Annotated in this window: 20 protein-coding genes; 9 read left to right on the plus strand and 11 right to left on the minus strand. The window is 38.4% G+C overall.

From position 1 onward, the window contains the following. Positions 1-36 precede the first annotated feature (36 nt). Positions 37-1,641, minus strand: coding sequence for an isocitrate lyase (locus IO68_RS17855; RefSeq protein WP_004880670.1), 1,605 nt, complete (start codon positions 1,639-1,641; stop codon positions 37-39). Between the two features lie 542 nt (positions 1,642-2,183). On the opposite strand from IO68_RS17855, the gene IO68_RS17860 reads away from it, so the two are divergent. Next, a complete protein-coding gene (locus IO68_RS17860; RefSeq protein ID WP_004880674.1) occupies positions 2,184-3,173 on the plus strand; it encodes a LysR family transcriptional regulator in 990 nt (329 codons plus the stop codon). Positions 3,174-3,327: 154 nt separating this feature from the next. After that, positions 3,328-4,653: a hemolysin family protein gene (locus IO68_RS17865; protein WP_023012392.1), complete on the plus strand. Its 1,326-nt coding sequence runs from the start codon at positions 3,328-3,330 to the stop codon at positions 4,651-4,653. 30 nt (positions 4,654-4,683) lie between these two features. On the opposite strand, the gene IO68_RS17870 is transcribed toward IO68_RS17865, so the two are convergent. Both IO68_RS17870 and IO68_RS17875 read right to left on the minus strand, forming a co-directional pair. Further along, entirely contained in the window at positions 4,684-4,947 is a 264-nt protein-coding gene (locus IO68_RS17870) for a ribosomal protein L7/L12 (protein WP_004880678.1), read from the minus strand. Between the two features lie 61 nt (positions 4,948-5,008). Then, positions 5,009-5,524, minus strand: a complete 516-nt coding sequence (locus IO68_RS17875) for a hypothetical protein (protein WP_004880681.1) — start codon at positions 5,522-5,524, stop codon at positions 5,009-5,011. 229 nt (positions 5,525-5,753) lie between these two features. Here IO68_RS17875 and IO68_RS17880 point away from each other — a divergent pair, with 229 nt between their 5' ends. Continuing rightward, positions 5,754-6,302 (plus strand): DUF2239 family protein, encoded by a 549-nt coding sequence (locus tag IO68_RS17880; protein WP_023012393.1) that lies wholly within the window; start codon positions 5,754-5,756, stop codon positions 6,300-6,302. 49 nt (positions 6,303-6,351) lie between these two features. On the opposite strand, the gene IO68_RS17885 is transcribed toward IO68_RS17880, so the two are convergent. The 6 genes from IO68_RS17885 to IO68_RS17910 form a co-directional block, all read right to left on the minus strand. Then, entirely contained in the window at positions 6,352-6,708 is a 357-nt protein-coding gene (locus tag IO68_RS17885) for a hypothetical protein (RefSeq protein WP_023012394.1), read from the minus strand. A 91-nt stretch (positions 6,709-6,799) separates the two neighbouring features. Further along, positions 6,800-8,413, minus strand: coding sequence for a sulfate adenylyltransferase subunit CysN (gene cysN / locus IO68_RS17890; RefSeq protein WP_023012395.1), 1,614 nt, complete (start codon positions 8,411-8,413; stop codon positions 6,800-6,802). 83 nt (positions 8,414-8,496) lie between these two features. Next, positions 8,497-9,405 carry a sulfate adenylyltransferase subunit CysD gene (gene cysD / locus IO68_RS17895; RefSeq protein ID WP_004880687.1) on the minus strand — a complete coding sequence of 303 codons (909 nt, stop codon included), beginning with the start codon at positions 9,403-9,405 and terminating at the stop codon, positions 8,497-8,499. A 317-nt stretch (positions 9,406-9,722) separates the two neighbouring features. Further along, positions 9,723-11,186 carry a capsule assembly Wzi family protein gene (locus IO68_RS17900; protein WP_023012396.1) on the minus strand — a complete coding sequence of 488 codons (1,464 nt, stop codon included), beginning with the start codon at positions 11,184-11,186 and terminating at the stop codon, positions 9,723-9,725. A gap of 151 nt (positions 11,187-11,337) precedes the next feature. Further along, positions 11,338-12,864, minus strand: a complete 1,527-nt coding sequence (gene lysS / locus IO68_RS17905; protein ID WP_023012397.1) for a lysine--tRNA ligase — start codon at positions 12,862-12,864, stop codon at positions 11,338-11,340. Positions 12,865-13,024: 160 nt separating this feature from the next. Continuing rightward, complete coding sequence (locus tag IO68_RS17910; protein WP_023012398.1) at positions 13,025-13,462, minus strand: SRPBCC family protein; 438 nt, start codon at positions 13,460-13,462, stop codon at positions 13,025-13,027. A gap of 348 nt (positions 13,463-13,810) precedes the next feature. On the opposite strand from IO68_RS17910, the gene rubA reads away from it, so the two are divergent. From rubA to oxyR, 4 genes are all read left to right on the plus strand, one after another. Then, complete coding sequence (gene rubA, locus IO68_RS17915; protein ID WP_004678010.1) at positions 13,811-13,975, plus strand: rubredoxin RubA; 165 nt, start codon at positions 13,811-13,813, stop codon at positions 13,973-13,975. A gap of 82 nt (positions 13,976-14,057) precedes the next feature. After that, on the plus strand, positions 14,058-15,239 hold the full coding sequence (gene rubB, locus IO68_RS17920) for a rubredoxin reductase RubB (protein ID WP_004880696.1): 1,182 nt from the start codon (positions 14,058-14,060) through the stop codon (positions 15,237-15,239). Positions 15,240-15,328: 89 nt separating this feature from the next. Beyond that, the gene (gene estB, locus IO68_RS17925; RefSeq protein ID WP_004880698.1) at positions 15,329-16,273 is read left to right on the plus strand and encodes an esterase EstB; all 945 of its coding nucleotides are present in this window, start codon (positions 15,329-15,331) and stop codon (positions 16,271-16,273) included. Between the two features lie 6 nt (positions 16,274-16,279). Beyond that, positions 16,280-17,185 carry a LysR family transcriptional regulator OxyR gene (oxyR, locus tag IO68_RS17930; protein ID WP_004880701.1) on the plus strand — a complete coding sequence of 302 codons (906 nt, stop codon included), beginning with the start codon at positions 16,280-16,282 and terminating at the stop codon, positions 17,183-17,185. A gap of 54 nt (positions 17,186-17,239) precedes the next feature. Here the strand turns inward: oxyR and dusB are convergent, their stop codons facing one another. Beyond that, positions 17,240-18,265, minus strand: coding sequence for a tRNA dihydrouridine synthase DusB (gene dusB / locus IO68_RS17935; RefSeq protein WP_004880703.1), 1,026 nt, complete (start codon positions 18,263-18,265; stop codon positions 17,240-17,242). A gap of 82 nt (positions 18,266-18,347) precedes the next feature. Between dusB and IO68_RS17940 the strand changes: the two genes are divergently transcribed. Both IO68_RS17940 and IO68_RS17945 read left to right on the plus strand, forming a co-directional pair. After that, positions 18,348-19,556 (plus strand): DUF1615 domain-containing protein, encoded by a 1,209-nt coding sequence (locus tag IO68_RS17940; protein WP_004880705.1) that lies wholly within the window; start codon positions 18,348-18,350, stop codon positions 19,554-19,556. Continuing rightward, a complete protein-coding gene (locus IO68_RS17945) occupies positions 19,523-20,197 on the plus strand; it encodes an HAD family hydrolase (RefSeq protein ID WP_023012399.1) in 675 nt (224 codons plus the stop codon). The genes IO68_RS17940 and IO68_RS17945 overlap by 34 nt, the downstream gene beginning before the upstream one ends. Before the next feature lie 40 nt (positions 20,198-20,237). On the opposite strand, the gene proB is transcribed toward IO68_RS17945, so the two are convergent. Next, a complete protein-coding gene (gene proB, locus IO68_RS17950) occupies positions 20,238-21,371 on the minus strand; it encodes a glutamate 5-kinase (protein WP_004880712.1) in 1,134 nt (377 codons plus the stop codon). Between the last annotated feature and the right edge of the window lie 2 nt (positions 21,372-21,373).

Here is a 21,373-nt window from a genome sequence, read left to right on the forward strand (position 1 = left end):
AACCCTGCATAAGCAGGGTTTTTTTGAATCAATCGCTTAGTGAGCAGCGAATTGGTTCATTGTGTTTTTAGCATCATCGTGCGCTTTAAGAGCGTTGTCACCAGAGAAGATTTCTTTGTGATCATCACCGATGTCAGAACCAGCCATTGCTTGGTGTTTAACACAAGCGATACCACCGCGGATTTCTTTACGTTGTACGCCAGCAACATAAGCCAACATACCTTCAGAACCGAAGTAACCTTGTGCAAGCTCATGAGTAGAAAGAGCAGCAGTGTGGTAAGTAGGAAGTGTGATCAAGTGATGGAACACACCCGCTTCACGAGAAGCATCTGCTTGGAATGTACGTACTTTCTCATCAGCATCAGCAGCTAATTCAGTGTTGTCATACTCAGCGCTCATTAATTTAGCACGGTCATAAGCAGAAACATCTTTACCTTCAGCAACCCAACGATCGTAAGCTTGTTGACGGAAGTTTAACGTCCAGTTGAATGATGGGCTATTGTTGTAAACTAGCTTAGCATTTGGAACTGTTTCACGTACACGGTTAACCATGTGAGCGATTTCTTCAACGTTTGGAGTTGCAGTTTCGATCCAAAGAAGATCAGCACCATTTTGAAGGCTAGATACACAGTCAAGTACAACACGGTCAATTTGAGTGTCTGGACGGAACTGATATAAACCAGAAGCTAAACGCTTAGGACGGTGTAATTTACCATTACGTTTGATCAAGATTTCATCTTCTTGAGCATCAGCAATGTCAATTTCAACTGTGTCTAAGTAGCTGATGTATTGAGAAGCGATGTCGCCTGGCTCTTTAACCACTGGGATTTTTTGAGTCAAGTCAGCGCCTTCAGAGTCAGTACGTGCAACGATGATACCGTCGTCAAGACCCATTTCTAAGAATGCATAACGTAATGCATGGATTTTAGCGATGAAGTCTTCGTGTGGAACAGTTACTTTACCAGCTTGGTGACCACATTGTTTCGCGTCAGATACTTGGTTTTCGATTTGAAGCGCACAAGCACCAGCTTCGATCATTTTCTTAGCAAGTAAGTAAGTCGCTTCTTCGTTACCGAAACCAGCGTCGATGTCAGCAATAATTGGCACAACGTGAGTTTGGAAACCATCGATTTGAGCAGTGATTTCAGCAGCTTTAGCAGTATCACCAGCTTCTTGAGCTTTTTTAAGAGCACGGAATAAATCGTTTAATTCTTTCGCGTCAGCTTGACGTAAGAAAGTGTAGATTTCTTCGATTAATGCAGGAACAGAAGTTTTTTCATGCATAGATTGGTCAGGAAGTGGACCAAATTCTGAACGAAGTGCAGCAACCATCCAACCTGAAAGGTAGATATAACGACGTTCAGTAGTACCGAAGTATTTTTTGTTCGCAATCATTTTTTGTTGTGCGATGAAACCGTGCCAGCAACCTAATGATTGAGTATATTTGCTAGAGTCAGCATCATAAGCAGCCATATCACGACGCATAATCGCAGCTGTATATTTAGCAATATCTAAACCAGTTTTGAAACGGTTTTGCATTTGCATACGAGCAGCATCTTCTGGGCTAATATCGCGCCAAGTGTTGCCGAATTTTGCTTTTAATTCGCGAATTGCATCAATCGCTGTTAAATATGTAGACATGATATATTCCTTTTGAGGATTGGCATCGAACGATCGCAATAAAACCATGCTTTTTTATAGGCTAGATTTCAAGCACTTCATCAATATGTTGCACAGCTTAGTCTTTGCCAAGAGATTAATCCAATATCCTAAGGTAATTTTCAGTATTTTTTTTTGAAATACATATAAAAAGATGATGTTATATAAAAAATAAATACCCATAAGATATTGTTACTTATAAATTATTATTAAAAATAAAATCACAACACAGAATCATCCATCAAAGATTTTGTATTAATTTTAAACAGTAAATTCTTTTGTCAGCATCGATGTTAACGATCTAAATTGACACTTTTTGCCATATTCTCACTCATTATTTTTATTGTTTACTGCTGTTCAGATTACGGTTAAGTGCATTCAAAACCAAACGAGTTAGCACAAAACGGAATAGCTTTATTGGTCGGTGTTTTAGGGCTTATTTAATAGGATTTAAGTTATACAAATGCCTTGAGATATGTCATAATTCAACACAATTTAAATATTTTATTTTCGGTATTTTTTTTATGAATCTGGAGCGGGTTGATCTCAATTTATTAATTTATCTTGATGTACTTCTTCGGGAAAAAAATGTCACACGCGCAGCAGAACAATTAGGGGTTACTCAACCCGCGATGAGTAATATTTTACGTCGCTTGCGTAATTTGTTTAATGATCCCCTGCTTATTCGCTCATCTGAAGGCATGACGCCAACTGAACGTGCACTTGAATTACAACCTCGTATTCGTGATGCATTGTCAGACCTTTCCATGATTTTGGAACCGCGTACCGAATTTAGACCTTATACCAGTACTCGTGTGTTTCGTATCATGACTTCGGATTATGCCGAAGCTACCTTAGTGCCTCGCCTAGTCAAGGCATTGCGCTCGGAAGCGCCAAATGTCGTACTGGATTTCTTAACGCCGAGTGACGTGTCTTATCGAGATATGGAACAAGGTAAAGTTGATCTCGCCATTAACCGCTTTAATGAAATTCCGCAAAGTTTTCATCAAGTCCTAGTTTGGCGTGATAGCTTTAGTTGTATTTTGAATGACAAACATCCAGCAGTTACTCACTTAAATTTGAAAAGCTATTTAGATGCTCAACACATTTGGGTCTCTAAAACAGGTATGGGTGTTGGATTTGGTGTAAATCCAGATAAACAAGCAGGTTTAGGTTGGATTGATCAAGCACTAGAACGTATTGGCCAACGTCGTAAAATCTCTGTATTTACACGCCATTATCAAATGCCAGCGTTGTTGGCTCAAAATGTTGATTTGATTGCAACATTACCTACCCGAATGGCACGCTTACAAACACAGAATCCAAAACTTGTGATCAAAGATCCTCCATTTTATATTCCAGAATTTGAATTAAAAATGGCATGGTGTCCGTTGCTCCATCATCATCCTGCACATCGTTGGTTAAGACAATTAATCCTCTTTGTTGCAAGACAAATGATCGAAGAAGAGAATCGTGAGTTTTTTATAAATAATTCTCAATTTTCACAATACTAAAATATCCAATTGTAAAAACCCTTAGAATTTGTTGAAATATCAGCAAATTCTACTCCCTTCCGAATAGATTGTTACACTGCGGTAAGGATTTAGTTACCTCCGTACTTTTTTGTGTTACAACATATTCATAATAATGATGAACCACAGGTGATGTGTGAGTCTCTTCCAAAATATTATAGTAATTATTCTGCTGATTTCAGCGGCAGGTTTTTTATCACTTACAGAAATTGCATTAGCTGGCGCACGTAAAGTTAAATTAAAAATTTTAGCGGAATCTGGTGAAACTCGTGCTCAAAAAGTTTTAGATCTACAAGAGCAATCTGCTGATTTTTTCGCAGCATCTCAAATTGGTTTAAATGCTGTCGCAATCTTGGGTGGTATCCTCGGTGAGGCTGCGTTCCGTCCGTTTTTCGTTGAAATGATCAAACAGTTTTATGCAGGCCCTTGGCTAGAAACCATTGGTTTTGCACTGTCATTTACATTGGTAACATCACTCTTCATTTTATTTGCTGATCTCATGCCAAAACGCTTGGCAATGATCGCCCCTGAAAAAATTGCTATTAGTGTCATTGAACCTATTCAAGTTTTTATCAAAATTTGTAAGCCACTTGCATGGGGAATTAATGCAATTGCGAACCTGTTATTTCGTCTGTTTAAGGTTAATACAATTCGTGATGATAATATTACCTTTGATGATATTTCCGCGGTGATGGATGCAGGTGCTCAAGCTGGTGTTCTGCAAAAACAAGAACATCATTTTATTGAAAATGTATTTGAGCTTGAAGAAAGAACTGTTCCATCTAGTATGACAACACGTGAAAATGTTGTGTTCTTTACCTTGACCGAACCAGAGGAAAGCATCCGTCAAAAGCTTGCCGAATATCCTTATTCAAAGTTTTTAGTCTGTAACGAACATATTGATCAAGTGATTGGCTATGTCGATGCCAAAGATATTTTAATTCGTATTTTGAATAATCAATCATTTACCCAGTTAAATGAATCAACGATTCGTAATGTTCTGATCATTCCAGATACGTTGACTTTATCCGAGTTACTGGATCGTTTCCGTTCAACTAAAGAGAAATTCGCTGTTGTTATCAATGAATACGCTTTAGTTGTCGGTGTAATTACGCTGAGTGACATCATGATTACCGTGATGGGTGACTGGGTCACACCAATGGATGAAGAGCAACAGATCATTAAACGTGATAATCATTCGTGGCTAATTGATGGTAGTACGCCTATTGAAGATGTAAAACATGTTTTAGAAATCGAAGAATTCCCTGAAAATGAAAACTATGAAACCATCGCAGGTTTTATCATGTATCGTCTTCGCAAAATTCCTCGTCCAGCAGATGCTGTAGAATATGCTGGCTTTAAATTTGAGGTTGTCGATATTGATCATTATAAAATTGACCAATTGCTTGTTACTCAGATTTTACCGAGTCAAGAAACCGAAACAACACCCCCATCTGAATAAATAAAAAGCCCAATTAAATTGGGCTTTTTATTACTTCCATATCATCCAAGCGATAATCGCAATCAACAAGAACATAAACACAGCGAACTTAAGCCCACCCCGACTACGTTGCGCCAATTGTTCTTGTAAATGTGATTGTTCATTAGGATGATCATTTAAATATTGATCAACTAAATCTTTTGACTCTTTTAAACCAAGTCCTGTTTTTTCACGAGTTATTTTAATTGCCTCTATCAACTGCCCCGATCGCAATGCTTGTAACGCCTCTTGCGGTAATTCTAATTGTTGATTCATAAAGCCAACATCCTTGTTATTTTAATGATTTGATTTACATCATTCTAAACTTGAATAGAAATTAATTTCCACCATATAAAGCAATAAGCTGATCTAAAGTTGCTTGGTAGTGGATCGAAATGTCTTCAGCCAAAATTTTATAGGCATTATCAAACTGCACCATCGGCCAGCCTTCTTTCCAAAATGGAAAAATATTGTGTAAGCCTTCTGTCACAATTGCATCTTCACGCGTAATTGCCTGTGCAATTTGAGACAATACTTGTGCCGTTTCCGCACCATCAATCGCAAGATAATCAATACCACGTACTTTCAAGATACGAACACGATCTTTCTTATAACGTATTTTTTTCGCCTGCCCCGCATTTAATCCCAAAGCAAGGGTCACAGCTTCAACAAATTTCTCTTCGAAACTTGTATTTAGCGCTACTAAAGCTTGTTTGTGTGATTCTTGACGCCCAGCTTTCCCACCATTACGAATTATCTCTTTTGCTTCACTATCAAGCACATCTTTTTTCATAGACTGTAAAATGTCTAAAACTTCGATATCGCTTAAAGATTCTGGAGAATAATCAGTCATGGGAGTCCAAATACAAAAAATATGAAACGATATTGTCTCATAAAAGCCCTATCAAAGCAGAATAAAAATTTAAAATTGCATCTTTCGCTTACTAACTTTCAATCTGTTCATTTGCTCTATTCATCATAAAAAAAATAATATGAATGGCGTCTATCCTACAGTAGGATTTGCAAAAATATTTTTACCCTGATAATATTATTTTACCCGTATAAAATTAGATTTTTAGAATATGAATAGTTCAACAACCTATACCGCTTTTTCAGGTGATCGCTATCTTGCAAGTGGTGAAATGATGGAACTCATCTTAAAGATTAAACAACTTCAAGAAACGACTGAAAATATTTTGATTTTTAATGATCAAAATGGCAGGCAAATTGATTTTGATTACACTGGCTCTGAACAAGAAATTCGTGAGCGATATGCTGAACCTGAACCAACTAAAAAAGTTGGACGCCCGAAACTTGGGGTAATTTCTCGAGAAATCACCTTACAGAAAAAGCACTGGGATTGGCTAGACCAGCAGAGTGCCAGTGCTTCTGCGATTATTCGCAAACTGATCGATAAAGAACTGGATGATCCAAACTCTGAAAGCAATAAGATGCTGGCAAAACAAGCCACTGATCGCTTTATGTCTGCAATGTTAGGCGATATGCCGAATTATGAAGAAGCAACACGCGCTTTGTATCAAGGTGATCGAGAATTTTTTTTGAAGATGATTCAAGATTATCCTAAAGATATAAAAGAGTATTTGATTCAGAAAACCCAAAATATTTTTTAATTTTTTTGATTGTTCCAGCTTCTTGATGAGCGGAACAATCAGACATAATCTATAAATCATCTTCATCATTTATTGATGATGTCATTTTCATATCAATATTTTTATAATCAATTCCCTGCAAACAACTTAGGCATCTCTGTTTCAGTTCATCAATCATTTGCTGTTGCTTTATCTCTCCACCGTCAAAGCTAGATAAAACATCAATCTCATCAAAACATGCGATTACATATTTCAAATCATCAGAAATCATTTTGGATTTTAAGACTTCATTAGAAAAGCTTGGCCTTGCTAAAAACCATATTCCAGCTTCAGGAGAAAGAATTCCCTGTCTCATTCCCTCTAAAACTCCTAGAGCTAGTGAAGCGATATAGAATTCAGCATTTTTATTAAGGGTTTCAAGTTTCATCTACTAGGAATATAGTTATATAAAAATATAAAGTATACACAATACAATAAAAAACCCGCCTAAGCGGGTTTTTTTCAATTGACTCAATCAATTAAAGACGGACCAATTCCACCACTTTTTCAGCGGCTTCATCAACCGTTTCAGCGGTAATTTCCGTATCTGTACCTTCAACAGTTGTGGTAATAATCACTACACCTGTTTCACGTAACAATGCAATTTGCTCAGCCGTTAAATTGGCTTTTGCAATCGCAACCACACCTTGTTGAATCAATAAGCTTTCTAAAGCTTGAGCTTTCTCGATCAACGATGCAGACACACCAATCACCGCAGGCTTTTGCCCTAAACGAGCAGCACGATCTTCCGCAGTCACAGGATTACTGTGTGCAGTCCATTCTACTGCTGCTTCAACCATACCGGCACCGACAGTCACGTTGCTTAAACGATCAATAAAGATAAATGAGCCTGTGTAACGACTGTCTTGATATCGGTCGAATACAACTGGTGCATCGAACTCAACCACAACATCAGCAATCGCATTCAGTTCAAGTTCTTCAACCTGAGTGTGCTCAAGTGTATTAACATTGACTCGAAAATTAATCGCAGTGACTTTAGCAGGAACCGTTTGCGTACCAATTTTTACGTTGTACAACTTCCCTTTTACTAAAGGATGCTCATTCATCCAAACCACTGAAGCACGCACACTACGTGAAATCAAAGGTTGCTCACCAGCACGCACAAGTACGTTGCCGCGAGAAATATCAATTTCATCATTGAGCGTTAAGGTAACAGCTTGACCCGCAGCAGCTTGTTCAAGATTTCCATCAAAAGTAACAATTTCTTTTACTGTTGATTTCTTGCCTGATGGTAATGCAACGATTTCATCGCCAACACGAATTTCGCCTAGTGCAATTGTTCCAGCAAAACCACGGAAATCAAGGTTAGGACGGTTCACATATTGAACAGGGAAACGGAATTCCTGTTTGTTCGATTCACGCTTAATTTCCACTGATTCAAGAATGCTCATCAAGGTTTCACCCTTGTACCACGGCGTACTTGCTGATGGATTAACGACGTTATCACCATTCAGTGCAGAAATTGGAACAAATAAAATATTTTCAGGACGACGATCGCCAAGTTGATTCACAAATGCATCATATTCAACTTGAATTTCATTGAAACGCGCTTCTGAGAACTCGACCAAATCCATTTTATTGATCGCAACAACGATATTTTTAATACCTAACAAGCTTGCAATAAATGAATGACGACGTGTTTGTGTTTGGACACCATAACGCGCGTCAATCAAGATAATCGCAAGATCAGCAGTCGATGCGCCTGTTGCCATGTTACGCGTGTACTGCTCATGCCCTGGTGTATCAGCAATAATGAACTTACGCTTTTCAGTTGAGAAATAACGATAAGCAACATCAATGGTAATACCTTGCTCACGTTCAGCTTGTAAACCATCTACAAGTAAAGCAAGGTCAGGTGCATCACCAGTGGTACCGACCTTCTTACTGTCGCGGGTAACCGCTTGCAATTGATCTTCATAGATCAGTTTAGAATCATAAAGAAGACGACCAATTAAAGTACTTTTACCATCATCTACATTACCGCATGTTAAAAAGCGCAATAAGTCTTTATTTTCATGCTGGTTTAAATACGCCAAGATGTCTTGGCTAATAAGATCTGATTGATGAGACATTGCTCAAAACTCCACATATTCTTTAGAAATCGGTTTTCATCTCCCTAACTCCCTCTTTTAAAAGAGGGGTTCGCTTAAGGAAATTAGAAATAACCTTCCTGCTTTTTCTTTTCCATTGAGCCAGCCTCATCATGATCAATCATTCGACCTTGACGCTCTGAACTTGTTGCTAAAAGCATTTCTTGGATAATTTCAGGCAATGTATCCGCTTCAGACTCAACTGCACCTGTTAATGGGTAGCAACCAAGAGTACGGAAACGTACTGATTTCATTTGTGGAACTTCACCCTCTTTCAAACGCATACGTTCATCATCTACCATGATCAACGTACCGCTACGCTCAACCACTGGACGTACAGCAGAGAAATAAAGAGGGACAATTTGAATATTTTCTAAATAGATATACTGCCAAATATCTAACTCAGTCCAGTTAGACAAAGGGAATACACGAATACTTTCGCCTTTGTTTACTTTACCGTTATAAAGATTCCAAAGTTCTGGTCGCTGATTTTTAGGATCCCAACGGTGTTTGCTATCACGGAATGAATAAACACGTTCTTTAGCACGTGATTTTTCTTCATCACGACGAGCACCACCAAATGCAGCATCAAACTGATATTTGTCCAAAGCTTGCTTTAAGCCTTGTGTTTTCATGATATCTGTATATTTAGAGCTACCATGATCAAATGGATTAATACCCGCTTCGCGGCCTTCAACATTTTGATGTACGATCAAATCAAAGCCATGTGTTTTCGCCATGTTGTCACGAAATGCAATCATGTCTTTGAACTTCCAACCTGTATCAACATGCAATAAAGGAAATGGAAGTTTTGCTGGATAGAATGCTTTTAATGCAAGATGTAACATGACCGCAGAATCTTTACCGATTGAGTAAAGCATTACTGGATTTTCAAACTCAGCTGCTACTTCACGAATGATGTGAATACTTTCTGCCTCAAGTTGTTTGAGGTGAGTTAATCTATTTTCAGTCATGTAGGCTTCCTCCTTTATTCATGTTACCCATAAAATCTATAAGTGGTCTTACACCACCACTTGGAAGACCGTGTGGAGGAACGAGTGCCATAACAACTCCAATTTTTCGTGATATCAATGTTCTTACTAGAAGTTAATGAATAATCCAGTAAAGGTTATTCATTATAATAATTTAGACGGACTTCTTTAGCTTGTTTTTTCATATAAATATGCAAAATTATGATATGCATCTTTATGATGAGATAAAATTTACATCTTATTTCACATGATTTAAGACAATAAAAAAGAAGCCTTCAGGCTTCTTTTTTATTCATATCTTAGAATCGGAACATATTACGTTCTAATGGAATTTCAACACCGACAGAAACACCGCCATCATTGCCATTTACATCCGAGTCACTTACCCAACCATTAATTTTCAATGGAATCGTAGGTTTTAAATAATGTGTCCACGTAACATCTAAACCTTTAATTGTATCTGCTTGTGGGAATGCAGCATTATTATCTTCAACTCGTTGAGTCTGACTTACTTTTGCATACATCACTCTTCCGCTAAGACGATTCATTACATCAAAACGAATATCACCACCAACAGAATACATCTGACCATCACCACCCATCGCATGTCCTAACGGGAAACCATGCTGATAATAACCATCCGTATATTGATGATGGTTATAGGAAATACCTTGAGCTTTTCCGTTAGTACGGGTATCAGCCCACTCAGCATAAAGTTGATATGGCATATTTTTATAGCTAGAAGAAAAATCTGCACCGCCTAGATACATATATTTAGCAGGTAATCCTCCTGCTTCATCTTCACCTACAAATTGAGTATACAAACTTACAGGGACATTTAATAATGGTTGAAGCAATAGACGACCGTCAAAACCAGCTATCTGATTTGATGCATTTTGGTCACCCGTACACCCACTATTATCACAGCCATTATCTTTACCAATCATCGCATTCCAATAAGCTTTAAAACTATTAGGCTGTCCTTCACCACCGATTTGAAATGCACGGGAAGCCCCTAATTCTAGATAAGGCAAAGGTTGCGCGGTCAAACGTAAACCTATTAACTTTGTATCAGGAACAGCTTTGTAGTCATCTAATTGACCAGCAAATACTTGGTACTGCCATGGTCCAATCCAAGACAACCACTTTGTTTCAAAGGCATTTTGTACAGCACGCTGAACTGTCACCCCATAAACAGGACGACTTGCATCACCACGAATCAAGCTACCATCATGCCCAGGACCCCAGTAAGTTGGGATTTGACCAGCAACAACCCACTGATTCCAAAGTTTTCCAGCGATATATGAACCTTCAACATTGACATCATGCCCATTGTCAACTAGTGGATCTTTTTCACCATTGACACGGATCTTAGCATCCCAATTCTCACCACCAGCATTGAATTCAACTGCTGCTTGGTATTGAGATTTTTGATTATCGCCAAATGCTTGAGGTACTGTCTTTAGATCAGTTCCAGCATGTAACCCAACTTTCACAGTTGCGTTATCTGCTTGCAAGGTATTGAGTACTGAATTCACAACCTTTTGTTGCGTGTTATTGCTCACTTGTGCTTGAGACAATGCTCTTTGGATTTCATCACCACTTAAAGGCCAAGTCGAAGTACTGATTTGAATCACACCTTGTTGATTTAACCAGTTTAAATCGGTACGTAAATTTTCATCGTTGAGCACTAAACCTTGCGCAAATATCATCGATGAAAAAGAAGCAAATAATGCGATGCAAAGCGATTTTTTTAGAAACATATCCAAACTGTTCTCAAGTTTATTTATGAGCACATAATCGTTTTTTTGAACATGAATTTCAATCCTCAAACCAAACAATTACATTTCTTAACCTAAGAAACAAAAAAGCCACTTCTAAAAAGTGGCTTTTTCAATGTTAAACAACGACAAATTAGTCTTTACGACGCATATGAGGGAATAACAATACATCACGAATACTTGGTGCATTGGCAAAAAGCATCACTAAACGATCAATACCAATACCCTCACCCGCTGTTGGCGGTAAGCCATATTCAAGCGCTTCAATAAAGTCAGCATCATAATGCATTGCTTCATCGTCGCCTGCATCTTTTTCTGCGACTTGAGCTTGGAATCGTTCAGCTTGATCAATTGGATCATTTAATTCCGAGAAGCCATTTGCCAACTCTCGGCCACCAATGAAGAATTCAAAACGATCCGTAATATGCGGATTATCATCATTACGACGTGCAAGTGGTGAAGTTTCCGCAGGGTATTCAGTAATGAATGTTGGTTGACGGAGTTTCGTCTCAACTGTTTCTTCAAACACGATCGTTTGTAATTTACCTAAACCAAAGCCCGGCTTAACCTGCTCTTTTAATACGTCTTGAGTAAATTTAGCCAAGAACTCACGATCATTTACATTTTCAGGTGTGAAATCAGGGTTATGTTCAAGAATCGCATCAAACATCGAGATCTTCTTGAATGGGCCTTTGAAGCTATAAACTTCATCACCATAAGGTACATCTGTTGAACCTAAGATATCTACAGCAAGTTTCTCAAGCATATTTTCAGTCAATGCCATCAAATCTTTATAATCAGCATACGCTTGGTAGAATTCAATCATCGTAAATTCAGGATTATGGCGCGTTGAAACACCTTCATTACGGAAGTTACGGTTAATTTCAAAAACACGCTCAAAACCACCAACCACTAAACGCTTCAAATAAAGCTCAGGTGCAATACGCAAGTAAAGCTCCATATCTAATGCATTGTGATGGGTTACGAATGGTTTTGCTGAAGCACCACCAGGAATCACATGCATCATTGGCGTTTCAACTTCCATGAAACGCTCATTACTTAAAAATGCACGAATCCCCGCCACAACTTGAGCACGAATTTCAAATGTCTTTCTTGTTTCTTCGTTTACGATTAAATCTAAATAGCGTTTACGGTACTTCGCTTCAGTATCCGTTAAACCATGAAACTTATCTGGTAAAGGACGTAGAGACTTTGTCAAAAGTTCAAAGCCTTCAAGGTGGACATATAAGTCACCTTTACCTGAACGGCCAATATAACCTTCAGCAGCAATAATATCACCAAGATCTAAACTTTTGATCGTTTCTAAAACATCAGCTGGTAAACCCTTACGGTCTACATAAAGTTGAATACGACCTGTCATATCTTGGATCACAATAAATGATCCACGGTTGAGCATGACACGACCAGCAACTTTTACATAAACTTTTTCAGCACCTTCGATTTGTGCTTTGTCTTGATCTTTAAATTGTTCTTGTAGGTCAGCAGTATAATGCTCACGCTTAAATGTATTTGGCCAAGGACTCTTGCCGTTTTGTTTGGCAGTCTCTTGGATTTGCTTTAATTTGGCATGACGCTGTGCGATTAAATCGTTTTCGGAAAGAGTTTGTTCAGAAGTCGATTGAGCGTTTTGTTGCGTCATCTCTGCCTCGAGCTAAGTAAAAATGAAGTCGCATAGGATAGCAGATAACAACCGATTTTCGTATCGTTTCAGCTAGACAATTGAGAAAAAAAACAAATCATTATCAACTCCCAAAGGTTATAGGCTCGTTTTACTCCATCAAAAATTAACAGACTCTTTATTATTTTTCAGCCAAATGCTTAACCATGGCAAGCCCTTGATCAAAGCATTTATTTATAAATTCTGCATATTCAGGCTGTATATCAACTTCAACATGAAGTTGTGTAATACCATCCAAATCGAATAATAAATACTTTTCCAAAGCTCCTGACCAAGCTTTAACCTCATCACTTTCAGTATCCTCTTTACCGTCTTTGATCATTCCCAAATGTTTGAATATCACTTCTTGTGGTTCGTTTAAGCTTTCTATCGTCGAAATCATCCCATCACCTTCTCCACTATAGAAATAAGTTATTCCACCTTCTTTCCAGTCTGATTGCATCGTCGAGTTGCAAGCAAAAAATTTTGTCCAAGTTTCATAGCTCTCAGGTGTCCATAAAACATCCCAAACTTTCTGTCTGGAGGCATAGATTTTTATATTAAAAGATAAAGTTTCCATGTATTACATTCCTTAATTATTCTAATACCCCATGATAATACAGTTTCAAATGTTTATTTTTTATTCATACTATATCTATACGTTTACTGATTTTTTTAAGATATAGCAAAAATTATTTTACAAAAAATTAGAGTAATTGCTCAAATAACAAGAGTTTCAGCTGAAATTGCCATATCACTTTTTACATAAATGATTAAACTCTTGCATTTGCTTTACTTAAATGTCGTTCTGCGTAAAAATCTAACTCCTGATCAACACAAGTTAGTTCTATTGCTGCGATCATAACGACATTATGGAATAGTTTTACTGAAAGGCAACTTGAGCATACCTATCAGTTTGGAGAGTCACATGAAAAAATATCAATGTATCGTTTGTGGGTGGATTTACGACGAAGCAGAAGGTTGGCCACAAGACGGCATTGCAGCAGGTACTAAATGGGAAGATATCCCTGATGATTGGACTTGCCCAGATTGCGGCGTTTCAAAAGCTGATTTTGAAATGGTCGAAATCTAAATCATTCTAAAAGACCATGATAATGATCATGGTCTTTTTTCTTATCATTTGTTTTATTAATGGAAAAATATTGGAGAATATCATGCATCCTATCGTCATTATCGGATCAGGTATGGCTGGTTATACCGTTGCAAGAGAATTTCGCAAACTCAGCCCTGAACAAGAACTTGTTATGATCTGTGCGGATGATGCGGTAAATTATGCAAAACCAACATTATCCAATGCTTTTGCCGGAAATAAAGCGCCTGAACAAATTGCTTTAGGTGACTCAGCAAAAATGGCAACCCAGTTAAATATGCGTATCGAAGCAGAAACGTGGGTAAAAGAAATCAAAGCTGAAAGCCATGAGCTGATATTAGAAAAAAATGGTGAGACAATCACTCAACCCTATTCAAAACTTGTTTTGGCTGTAGGCGCTAACCCAATTCGTCTTGCGATTGCGGGTGATGGCAGTGATGATATTCATGTTGTGAACTCATTGATTGACTATCGTGCTTTCCGAGAAAATCTTGCAAAACGTAAAGATAAGCGTGTCGTTATTTTAGGTGCTGGTTTAATTGGTTGCGAATTTGCCAATGATTTATTGCATAGTGACTATGATGTGACTGTCATTGACTTAGCACCACAACCATTAGGTCGTTTATTACCAAACCACGTTGCAGAGGCATTTCAAACCAACTTAGAACAAGCAGGCATTAAATTTGCCCTTTCTACAACAGTTGAAAAAGTAACTAAAATTAATGATGGTGAAGACTACGCTGTAACATTGGCAAACGGTCAAACTTTAGTTGCAGATATCGTACTTTCAGCCATTGGTTTACAACCAAATACAGCATTAGCAAAATCAGCAGATATTCAAACTAGCCGCGGCATCATTACTAATACGCTATTAGAAACCAATCAACCTGATATCTATGCAGTTGGTGACTGTGCTGAAGTCAATGGAACATTACTTCCATTTGTGATGCCAATCATGCAACAAGCACGAGCATTAGCAAAAACACTTAGCGGACAAAGTACCGCTGTACACTACCCTGCTATGCCAGTTGCAGTGAAAACACCAGCGGCACCATTAACCGTTCTACCAGCACCATTAGATGTAGATGTTAACTGGGAAACTGAAGAATTTGATGATGGTATGATTGCGAAAGCGGCTGATGCTGCTGGTACATTGAGAGGTTTTGTTCTGTTAGGGGCAACGGCAGGGAAACAACGTTTAACGTTGACCAAACTTGTACCTGACTTGATTCCTGCTCAAATTTAAGGTTTAAATACGAGAGTTTATTGTAAAATGACTTCCAATAAACTCTCTAAATATTGTTTATAAAAATAATTCAACTTGGAATGAATGCCATGAACAGTGCCCTACAATTCAACGTGTCACCATATGCTCCATTTATGCAAGAAACTAAAGTTACCTTGGGTAATGGCATTGAATTACATGTAGAAATGGGTGGAAATCCTGAACATCCAACAATCTTATTGATTATGGGTTTAGGTGCTCAGATGCTGTTTTGGCCAGATTTCTTTTGTAAATCGTTAATTGATCAAGGTTTTCGCGTTATTCGCTTTGATAACCGTGATATCGGCTTATCTTCAAAAGTTCGCCATAAAGGTCAAAGACTCAATACCATGAAATTAATGAGTCGCTTTATGTTTGGTCTTGCGAATCAAGGTGCACCTTATACACTGTATGACATGGCAGATGATGTTGCCATGTTAATTGATCAGCTTGGCCTAGAAAAAACCTATATTCTAGGTGCTTCAATGGGTGGGATGATTTCTCAAATCGTTGCTGCAAAATATCCAGAAAAAGTAGAAAAAATAGGTCTGTTATTTACAAGCAATAACCAACCCTTACTCCCTCCTCCGTTTCCTAAGCAGTTATTTAGCTTATTGGGTAAGCCTGAAGCGCATGATGAAGATTCAATTGTAAATCATAGTTTAAAAGTATTTCACATCATTGGCTCTCCTGGTTATGTGAACCAAGTAGAAGCAATTCAAACTATTCGCAAATTATATCGCCGTAGTTTTTATCCAGCGGGTGTACTTCAACAGTTTTTAGCAATATTATGTACAGGTTCATTATTACCATTGAACAAGAATATTATTCAACCGACCTTGGTGGTACATGGCTCTAAAGACCGATTGTTACCGCCGAGTCACGGGAAAGCGGTTGCAAAAGCGATTTCTGGTGCTAAGTTTGAATTAATTCAAGGAATGGGGCATGATATTCCTGCTCATTTCATTCCACAACTTAGCGGTTTGTTTGCTCATCATTTTAGATCATCACACTAGGACACTATGGCTGCATTACCCTCATTAAGACAGCTATCATATTTAGTTACGTTGTCAGAAACTTTACATTTTACTGAAGCAGCGCGCCGTTCATTTGTCACCCAATCGACGTTATCGGGCGGCATTATGGAGTTAGAGCGTCTATTAGGTGGCGTCCTAGTTGAACGTGATCGTCAAAACGTCCGCTTAACCCCACTCGGTGAGCAAGTTGTAGCTCGAGCACGCGTATTACTTGCGGATGCTCAAGACTTAATGCGTTTGAGTCGAGAGATGAGCGAACCTCTCACAGGTGATTTGCATCTTGGGATTATTCCAACGATTGCACCATTTATTCTGACTCAGCTTCTTGATGAAGTTCATCAACAGTTACCTAAAATTCAATTACATCTACATGAAGCACAAAGTGAAAAGATTGTAGAAAAGCTTGAACACGGTAATTTAGATATGATCGTTCTTGCGCTCCCTTTTGATACACGTAGTTTGAAAGTTGAAGAAATTGCCAAAGAACATTTATTTCTTGTTTACAATAAAAAAGACACGAATGCAGCAAATGCCAATTCGCTCGATGATCTTGATTTAACGCGTTTGATGTTACTTGAAGAAGGTCATTGTTTACGTGATCACGCGCTAAGTGCATGTCCTGTTGGCGAACGTAAAAATGATCATCGCTTAAAAGCAAGTTCGCTTCCAACCCTCGTTGAAATGGTGTCTTCTGATTTAGGCTTTACCCTACTTCCAGAAATTGCACTAAAAAACAGTATGATTCATTTCAATGAAGATATTGCTGTGAAATCGATTGAAGATGCACCAAGCCGTACATTGGCATTGGTAACACGGAAAAGTACCCCACTCCAAAGTGAGTTTGATGTGATCCTGCAAATTTTGCAGAAAATTACCTCTCACTTAGAGTAAGAAAAAAGCCTGCAATCAAAATTGCAGGCTTTTTTAATGATAAATAAAAATAGATTATTTAATTTCTAATAAGTTAACTTGCTCAACTTGTACATCACTCATACGTTGACCTTGATCAAGCAACTGATCAAAGTAAGCCTCAACAACTTTAGCCTGATCGACTGTACTCTCAACTTTATACATACTTTGGCGAAACTCATTGCTAGAACGCAAGCCCTTGGTGTACCAAGCAATATGTTTACGTGCAATACGACATCCAGAATATTCACCATAAAACTGATATAACTCAGCCAAATGGCCTAACAAAACATCTTTCACTTCAGCAATATCTGGTGCAGCTAAATGCTCACCTGTTTTCAAATAATGTGCAATTTCTCGGAAAATCCAAGGTCGTCCCTGCGCTGCGCGCCCAATCATAATGGCATCTGCACCCGTGTAATCTAAAACATATTTAGCTTTTTCAGGACTATCAATATCGCCATTCGCAATTAAAGGAATATGAATCGTTTCTTTAACCTGTTTGATTAACTCATAACGCGCGGTATTTAAATACATGTCTTCACGAGTACGGCCATGCAAAGCTAATGCGGCAATACCTGCCTGTTCTGCACGCTTTGCGACTCGTAGAATATTTTCATGTCCGTTTAAAAAACCTAACCGCGTTTTTAACGTTACAGGGACATCAACAGCTGCAACAACCGTATCTAAAATTCGAGCGACTAAATCTTCATCTTGTAACAACGCAGATCCTGCAAGCTTATTACAAACTTTCTTGGCAGGACATCCCATATTGATATCAACAATTTGGGCACCATTTGCAACTTGATAACGTGCGGCTTCAGCAAGTTGTTCAGGATCAGAACCCGCTATTTGTGCTGATATAGGTGCAAGTTCACCATCAAAATTTGCCCGATATAGGCTCTTTTTACTCATACGCAAGGTTTTGTCCGCAGTCATCATTTCACTAACCGCATGACCAGCACCAAAGTATTTACATAACGAGCGAAATGGACGGTCAGTAACACCTGCCATTGGAGCAACAATCAAATTATTTGACAGTTGATATGAACCAATATACATATATTTTCTTACAAATTCTGATCAACATAGTATACTTCATTCGCCCATTCAGCTCATCTTTTTATGCGGTGCTGTCCAGATTATGAACAAACCCTCTTCTGCTCGTCCATTCATCAAAACACTTAGCATGCTTACTGCTTGTATCAGTTTAGTGGCTTGTGGAGATAGTTCATGGTGGTCAAATAATAAAGAACCTGAAATGGAAGCTGAACAAATTCAGAAAGTCATTCCACCTCGCGTTCATGGTCGTCAGTCTTGGTCACAGGACATCTTCGACATTATGGAACAACTCAAAATTCCAAAAACCAAACAAAATGTATGCAGTATTGTTGCTGTGGTTGACCAAGAGTCGAACTTTGTTGCTGATCCAACAGTTCCAGGTTTAGGTGAAAAAGCTGTTCAAGAGATCAACACACGCTTAAATGAAAAGTTTGAAGCAAAATTAGGCGAAATGATTGGGGGAACTGTTGCTGGTTATTTTGAAGATGTTCTCAAAAACCAACCAACACCAGAAAATAATTACATGAGCCAAATGCGTAAAGTAAAAACTGAGCGCGAACTTGATCTACTTTATCGTGAAATTTTTGACTACATGTCTCAGCACTATCATGTGAGTGCACTCACAGGTGCAGCTAAGCTGGTTGGTCAAGACATTGGCGAAAAGATGAATCCAATTACCACTCTGGGTTCTATGCAAGTCCATATTAACTACGCAAAAGAACATAAACGCCAAAGTGGAAACATTGCTGAATTGCGTAATGATCTTTATACCCAATATGGCGGCTTATATTATGGTATTCATCGCCTGATGGAATACCCAGCAGATTACGACAAAGCAATCTATCGTTTTGCTGATTATAACTCAGGCATGTATTCCAGCCGTAATGCTGCGTTTCAGTCTATGTTAAATGCACTCACGGATACTGAAATTAGTTTGGATGGTGACTTATTACTGTACAACAAAGACGGCGGCATCAAAGCAACACAAAGCCAAACTGAAAAAGAGCTAATCGCTGCATTTGCACAAAACAACGTGCTCGTTACACCAAGACAAATTCGCTCTGACTTGAAAAAAGAAAAGGAAAAGAAATTTGAAGATACGCAAACTTATTTAGCTCTACAAAAACTTTATCAGAATAAAACCAATAAAGAACCAATGTATGCGGTGATGCCGCAAGTCGTCATTTCAGGGCCTAAATTAAGCCGTGACTACAATACAAATTGGTTTGCTAGCCGTGTAAATGGAAGATATGAATCATGCATGCAAAGAGCGAAACGAATAAAACTATAAATCTTGCTTTATTTGATTTCGATGGAACACTTTATCCCAAAGACAGCTTTACTGGGTTTATTTTCTATACCCTTTCAAAACGTCATATTGTAAAAAATGGGCTGAAAATCCTCCCTTGGATTCAAGCCTATTATTTAAAGCTATATCCAGCACATGCGATGAGACCACGTTTATATCAAAGCATGTTTAAAGATATACCTTTAGATTTTGTGGATAAACTAGCCCAAGAATATGCGCAAAAATTAATTAAAAAACTTGATCCTGATTTGCTGCATCAGCTAAAACGCCACCAACAACGTGGAGACAGAGTTGTTTTAGTTTCGGCATCAATTGATCTTTATTTAACTCATATCTGCAAATATTTAAATATTGAATTAATTTGCACTAAAACAGAATATAAAAATGGATTATTAACAGGCTTTTATCGATCAGAAGATTGTAGCTGTGAGCAAAAAAAGCTCCGAATCATGCAGCAATATCAACTATCTGATTATCAATTTATCTATGCCTATGGCAATAGCGAAGAAGATTTAGAAATGTTATCGATTGCAGATTATCCATATATGGTAGGCGAAGAAAAAGCTTTACCAAAATTAAAACCACAGGCACTCAAGATTTGGGAAAACATGAGTGAAATATAAAAAAAGCTCGCTGAATGCGAGCTTTTTTCTTTTCAGCAATTTAATAAATCGCCATATGATCGCGGTGAATCATTTCTAAAGAACGTGCTTCACCTAAAACTTGATAGACTTTTTCAGAAGATAAACCTTTGATTCGCTCGGCTGAAGTTGAACTAAAATTAACTCGACCAACAGCGACACGACTACCACGCTGATCAATACATTCAACCACGTCACCACGCGCAAAATGCCCTTGAATGTCTTTCACACCGACAGGCAATAAACTACGATGTTTGAGCTTAATTGCCTCAACTGCCCCATCGTCAATCACTAAACGACCAGCAGTTTGTAGATGTGCTGCCAACCATTGCTGATGCGCTGTAACACGATCATTATCCGTGGTGAATAAAGTGCCTAACATTTCACCCGCCATTAGACGAGCTAAAACATTATCACTTTCACCGCTTGCGATTAGCGTCGGACAGCCAGACTTTGCAGCCAATCGTGCAGCACGGACTTTGGTTACCATACCGCCACGACCAAGCACACCGCCACCACCCGCCATTTCAAACAGAGTGTCATCTAAGGCACGAACAGCGGAGAACAACTTCGCATTTGGATTACTTCTTGGATCAGAATCAAACATACCCTGTTGATCAGTTAAAATAATCAACAACTCTGCATGAACTTGACCCGCAACCATAGCTGCTAACGTATCATTATCACCAAATCGAATTTCATCTGTAGAAACAGTATCATTTTCATTGATGACAGGAATAACACGCCAATCAATCAAATTTTGTAAGGCATCACATGAGTTCAGATAACGACGACGATCAGCAAGATCATCGTGCGTCAATAAGACTTGTGCTGTTTGGATACCATGCTGCTCTAATACACTAGACCAAGTATGAATCAAACCCATCTGTCCGATGGCTGCACAAGCTTGCAAACTGGGTAGATCGGTGGGTCGACTCGCAAGCTTCATGCGTACCATCCCTTCTGCTACTGCGCCTGAAGACACTAAAATAATCTCATGTCCAGCATTGTGTAGATCAGCAATTTGTTTCGCCCAATGCGAAATTGCATTTAGATCTAGACCTTGCCCATTTGCAGTAAGTAAAGATGATCCGATTTTAACAACGATTCGTTTACACGCATTGAGCTGACGTTGCCCATCGACCACTTCTATCATTT

Origin of the sequence: Acinetobacter sp. COS3 (assembly GCF_000475335.1) — a bacterium.
GTDB classification, from domain to species: Bacteria; Pseudomonadota; Gammaproteobacteria; order Pseudomonadales; family Moraxellaceae; genus Acinetobacter; species Acinetobacter venetianus.

What these genes read in the sequence shown, in the direction of transcription:
- IO68_RS17855 (WP_004880670.1), bottom strand. Translation starts at nt 1,641, where the DNA reads ATGTCTACATATTTAACAGCGATTGATGCAATTCGCGAATTAAAAGCA.
- IO68_RS17860 (WP_004880674.1), top strand. Translation starts at nt 2,184, where the DNA reads ATGAATCTGGAGCGGGTTGATCTCAATTTATTAATTTATCTTGATGTA.
- IO68_RS17870 (WP_004880678.1), bottom strand. Translation starts at nt 4,947, where the DNA reads ATGAATCAACAATTAGAATTACCGCAAGAGGCGTTACAAGCATTGCGA.
- IO68_RS17875 (WP_004880681.1), bottom strand. Translation starts at nt 5,524, where the DNA reads ATGACTGATTATTCTCCAGAATCTTTAAGCGATATCGAAGTTTTAGAC.
- IO68_RS17880 (WP_023012393.1), top strand. Translation starts at nt 5,754, where the DNA reads ATGAATAGTTCAACAACCTATACCGCTTTTTCAGGTGATCGCTATCTT.
- IO68_RS17885 (WP_023012394.1), bottom strand. Translation starts at nt 6,708, where the DNA reads ATGAAACTTGAAACCCTTAATAAAAATGCTGAATTCTATATCGCTTCA.
- cysN (WP_023012395.1), bottom strand. Translation starts at nt 8,413, where the DNA reads ATGTCTCATCAATCAGATCTTATTAGCCAAGACATCTTGGCGTATTTA.
- cysD (WP_004880687.1), bottom strand. Translation starts at nt 9,405, where the DNA reads ATGACTGAAAATAGATTAACTCACCTCAAACAACTTGAGGCAGAAAGT.
- IO68_RS17900 (WP_023012396.1), bottom strand. Translation starts at nt 11,186, where the DNA reads ATGTTTCTAAAAAAATCGCTTTGCATCGCATTATTTGCTTCTTTTTCA.
- lysS (WP_023012397.1), bottom strand. Translation starts at nt 12,864, where the DNA reads ATGACGCAACAAAACGCTCAATCGACTTCTGAACAAACTCTTTCCGAA.
- IO68_RS17910 (WP_023012398.1), bottom strand. Translation starts at nt 13,462, where the DNA reads ATGGAAACTTTATCTTTTAATATAAAAATCTATGCCTCCAGACAGAAA.
- rubA (WP_004678010.1), top strand. Translation starts at nt 13,811, where the DNA reads ATGAAAAAATATCAATGTATCGTTTGTGGGTGGATTTACGACGAAGCA.
- rubB (WP_004880696.1), top strand. Translation starts at nt 14,058, where the DNA reads ATGCATCCTATCGTCATTATCGGATCAGGTATGGCTGGTTATACCGTT.
- estB (WP_004880698.1), top strand. Translation starts at nt 15,329, where the DNA reads ATGAACAGTGCCCTACAATTCAACGTGTCACCATATGCTCCATTTATG.
- oxyR (WP_004880701.1), top strand. Translation starts at nt 16,280, where the DNA reads ATGGCTGCATTACCCTCATTAAGACAGCTATCATATTTAGTTACGTTG.
- dusB (WP_004880703.1), bottom strand. Translation starts at nt 18,265, where the DNA reads ATGTATATTGGTTCATATCAACTGTCAAATAATTTGATTGTTGCTCCA.
- IO68_RS17940 (WP_004880705.1), top strand. Translation starts at nt 18,348, where the DNA reads ATGAACAAACCCTCTTCTGCTCGTCCATTCATCAAAACACTTAGCATG.
- IO68_RS17945 (WP_023012399.1), top strand. Translation starts at nt 19,523, where the DNA reads ATGCATGCAAAGAGCGAAACGAATAAAACTATAAATCTTGCTTTATTT.
- proB (WP_004880712.1), bottom strand. Translation starts at nt 21,371, where the DNA reads ATGATAGAAGTGGTCGATGGGCAACGTCAGCTCAATGCGTGTAAACGA.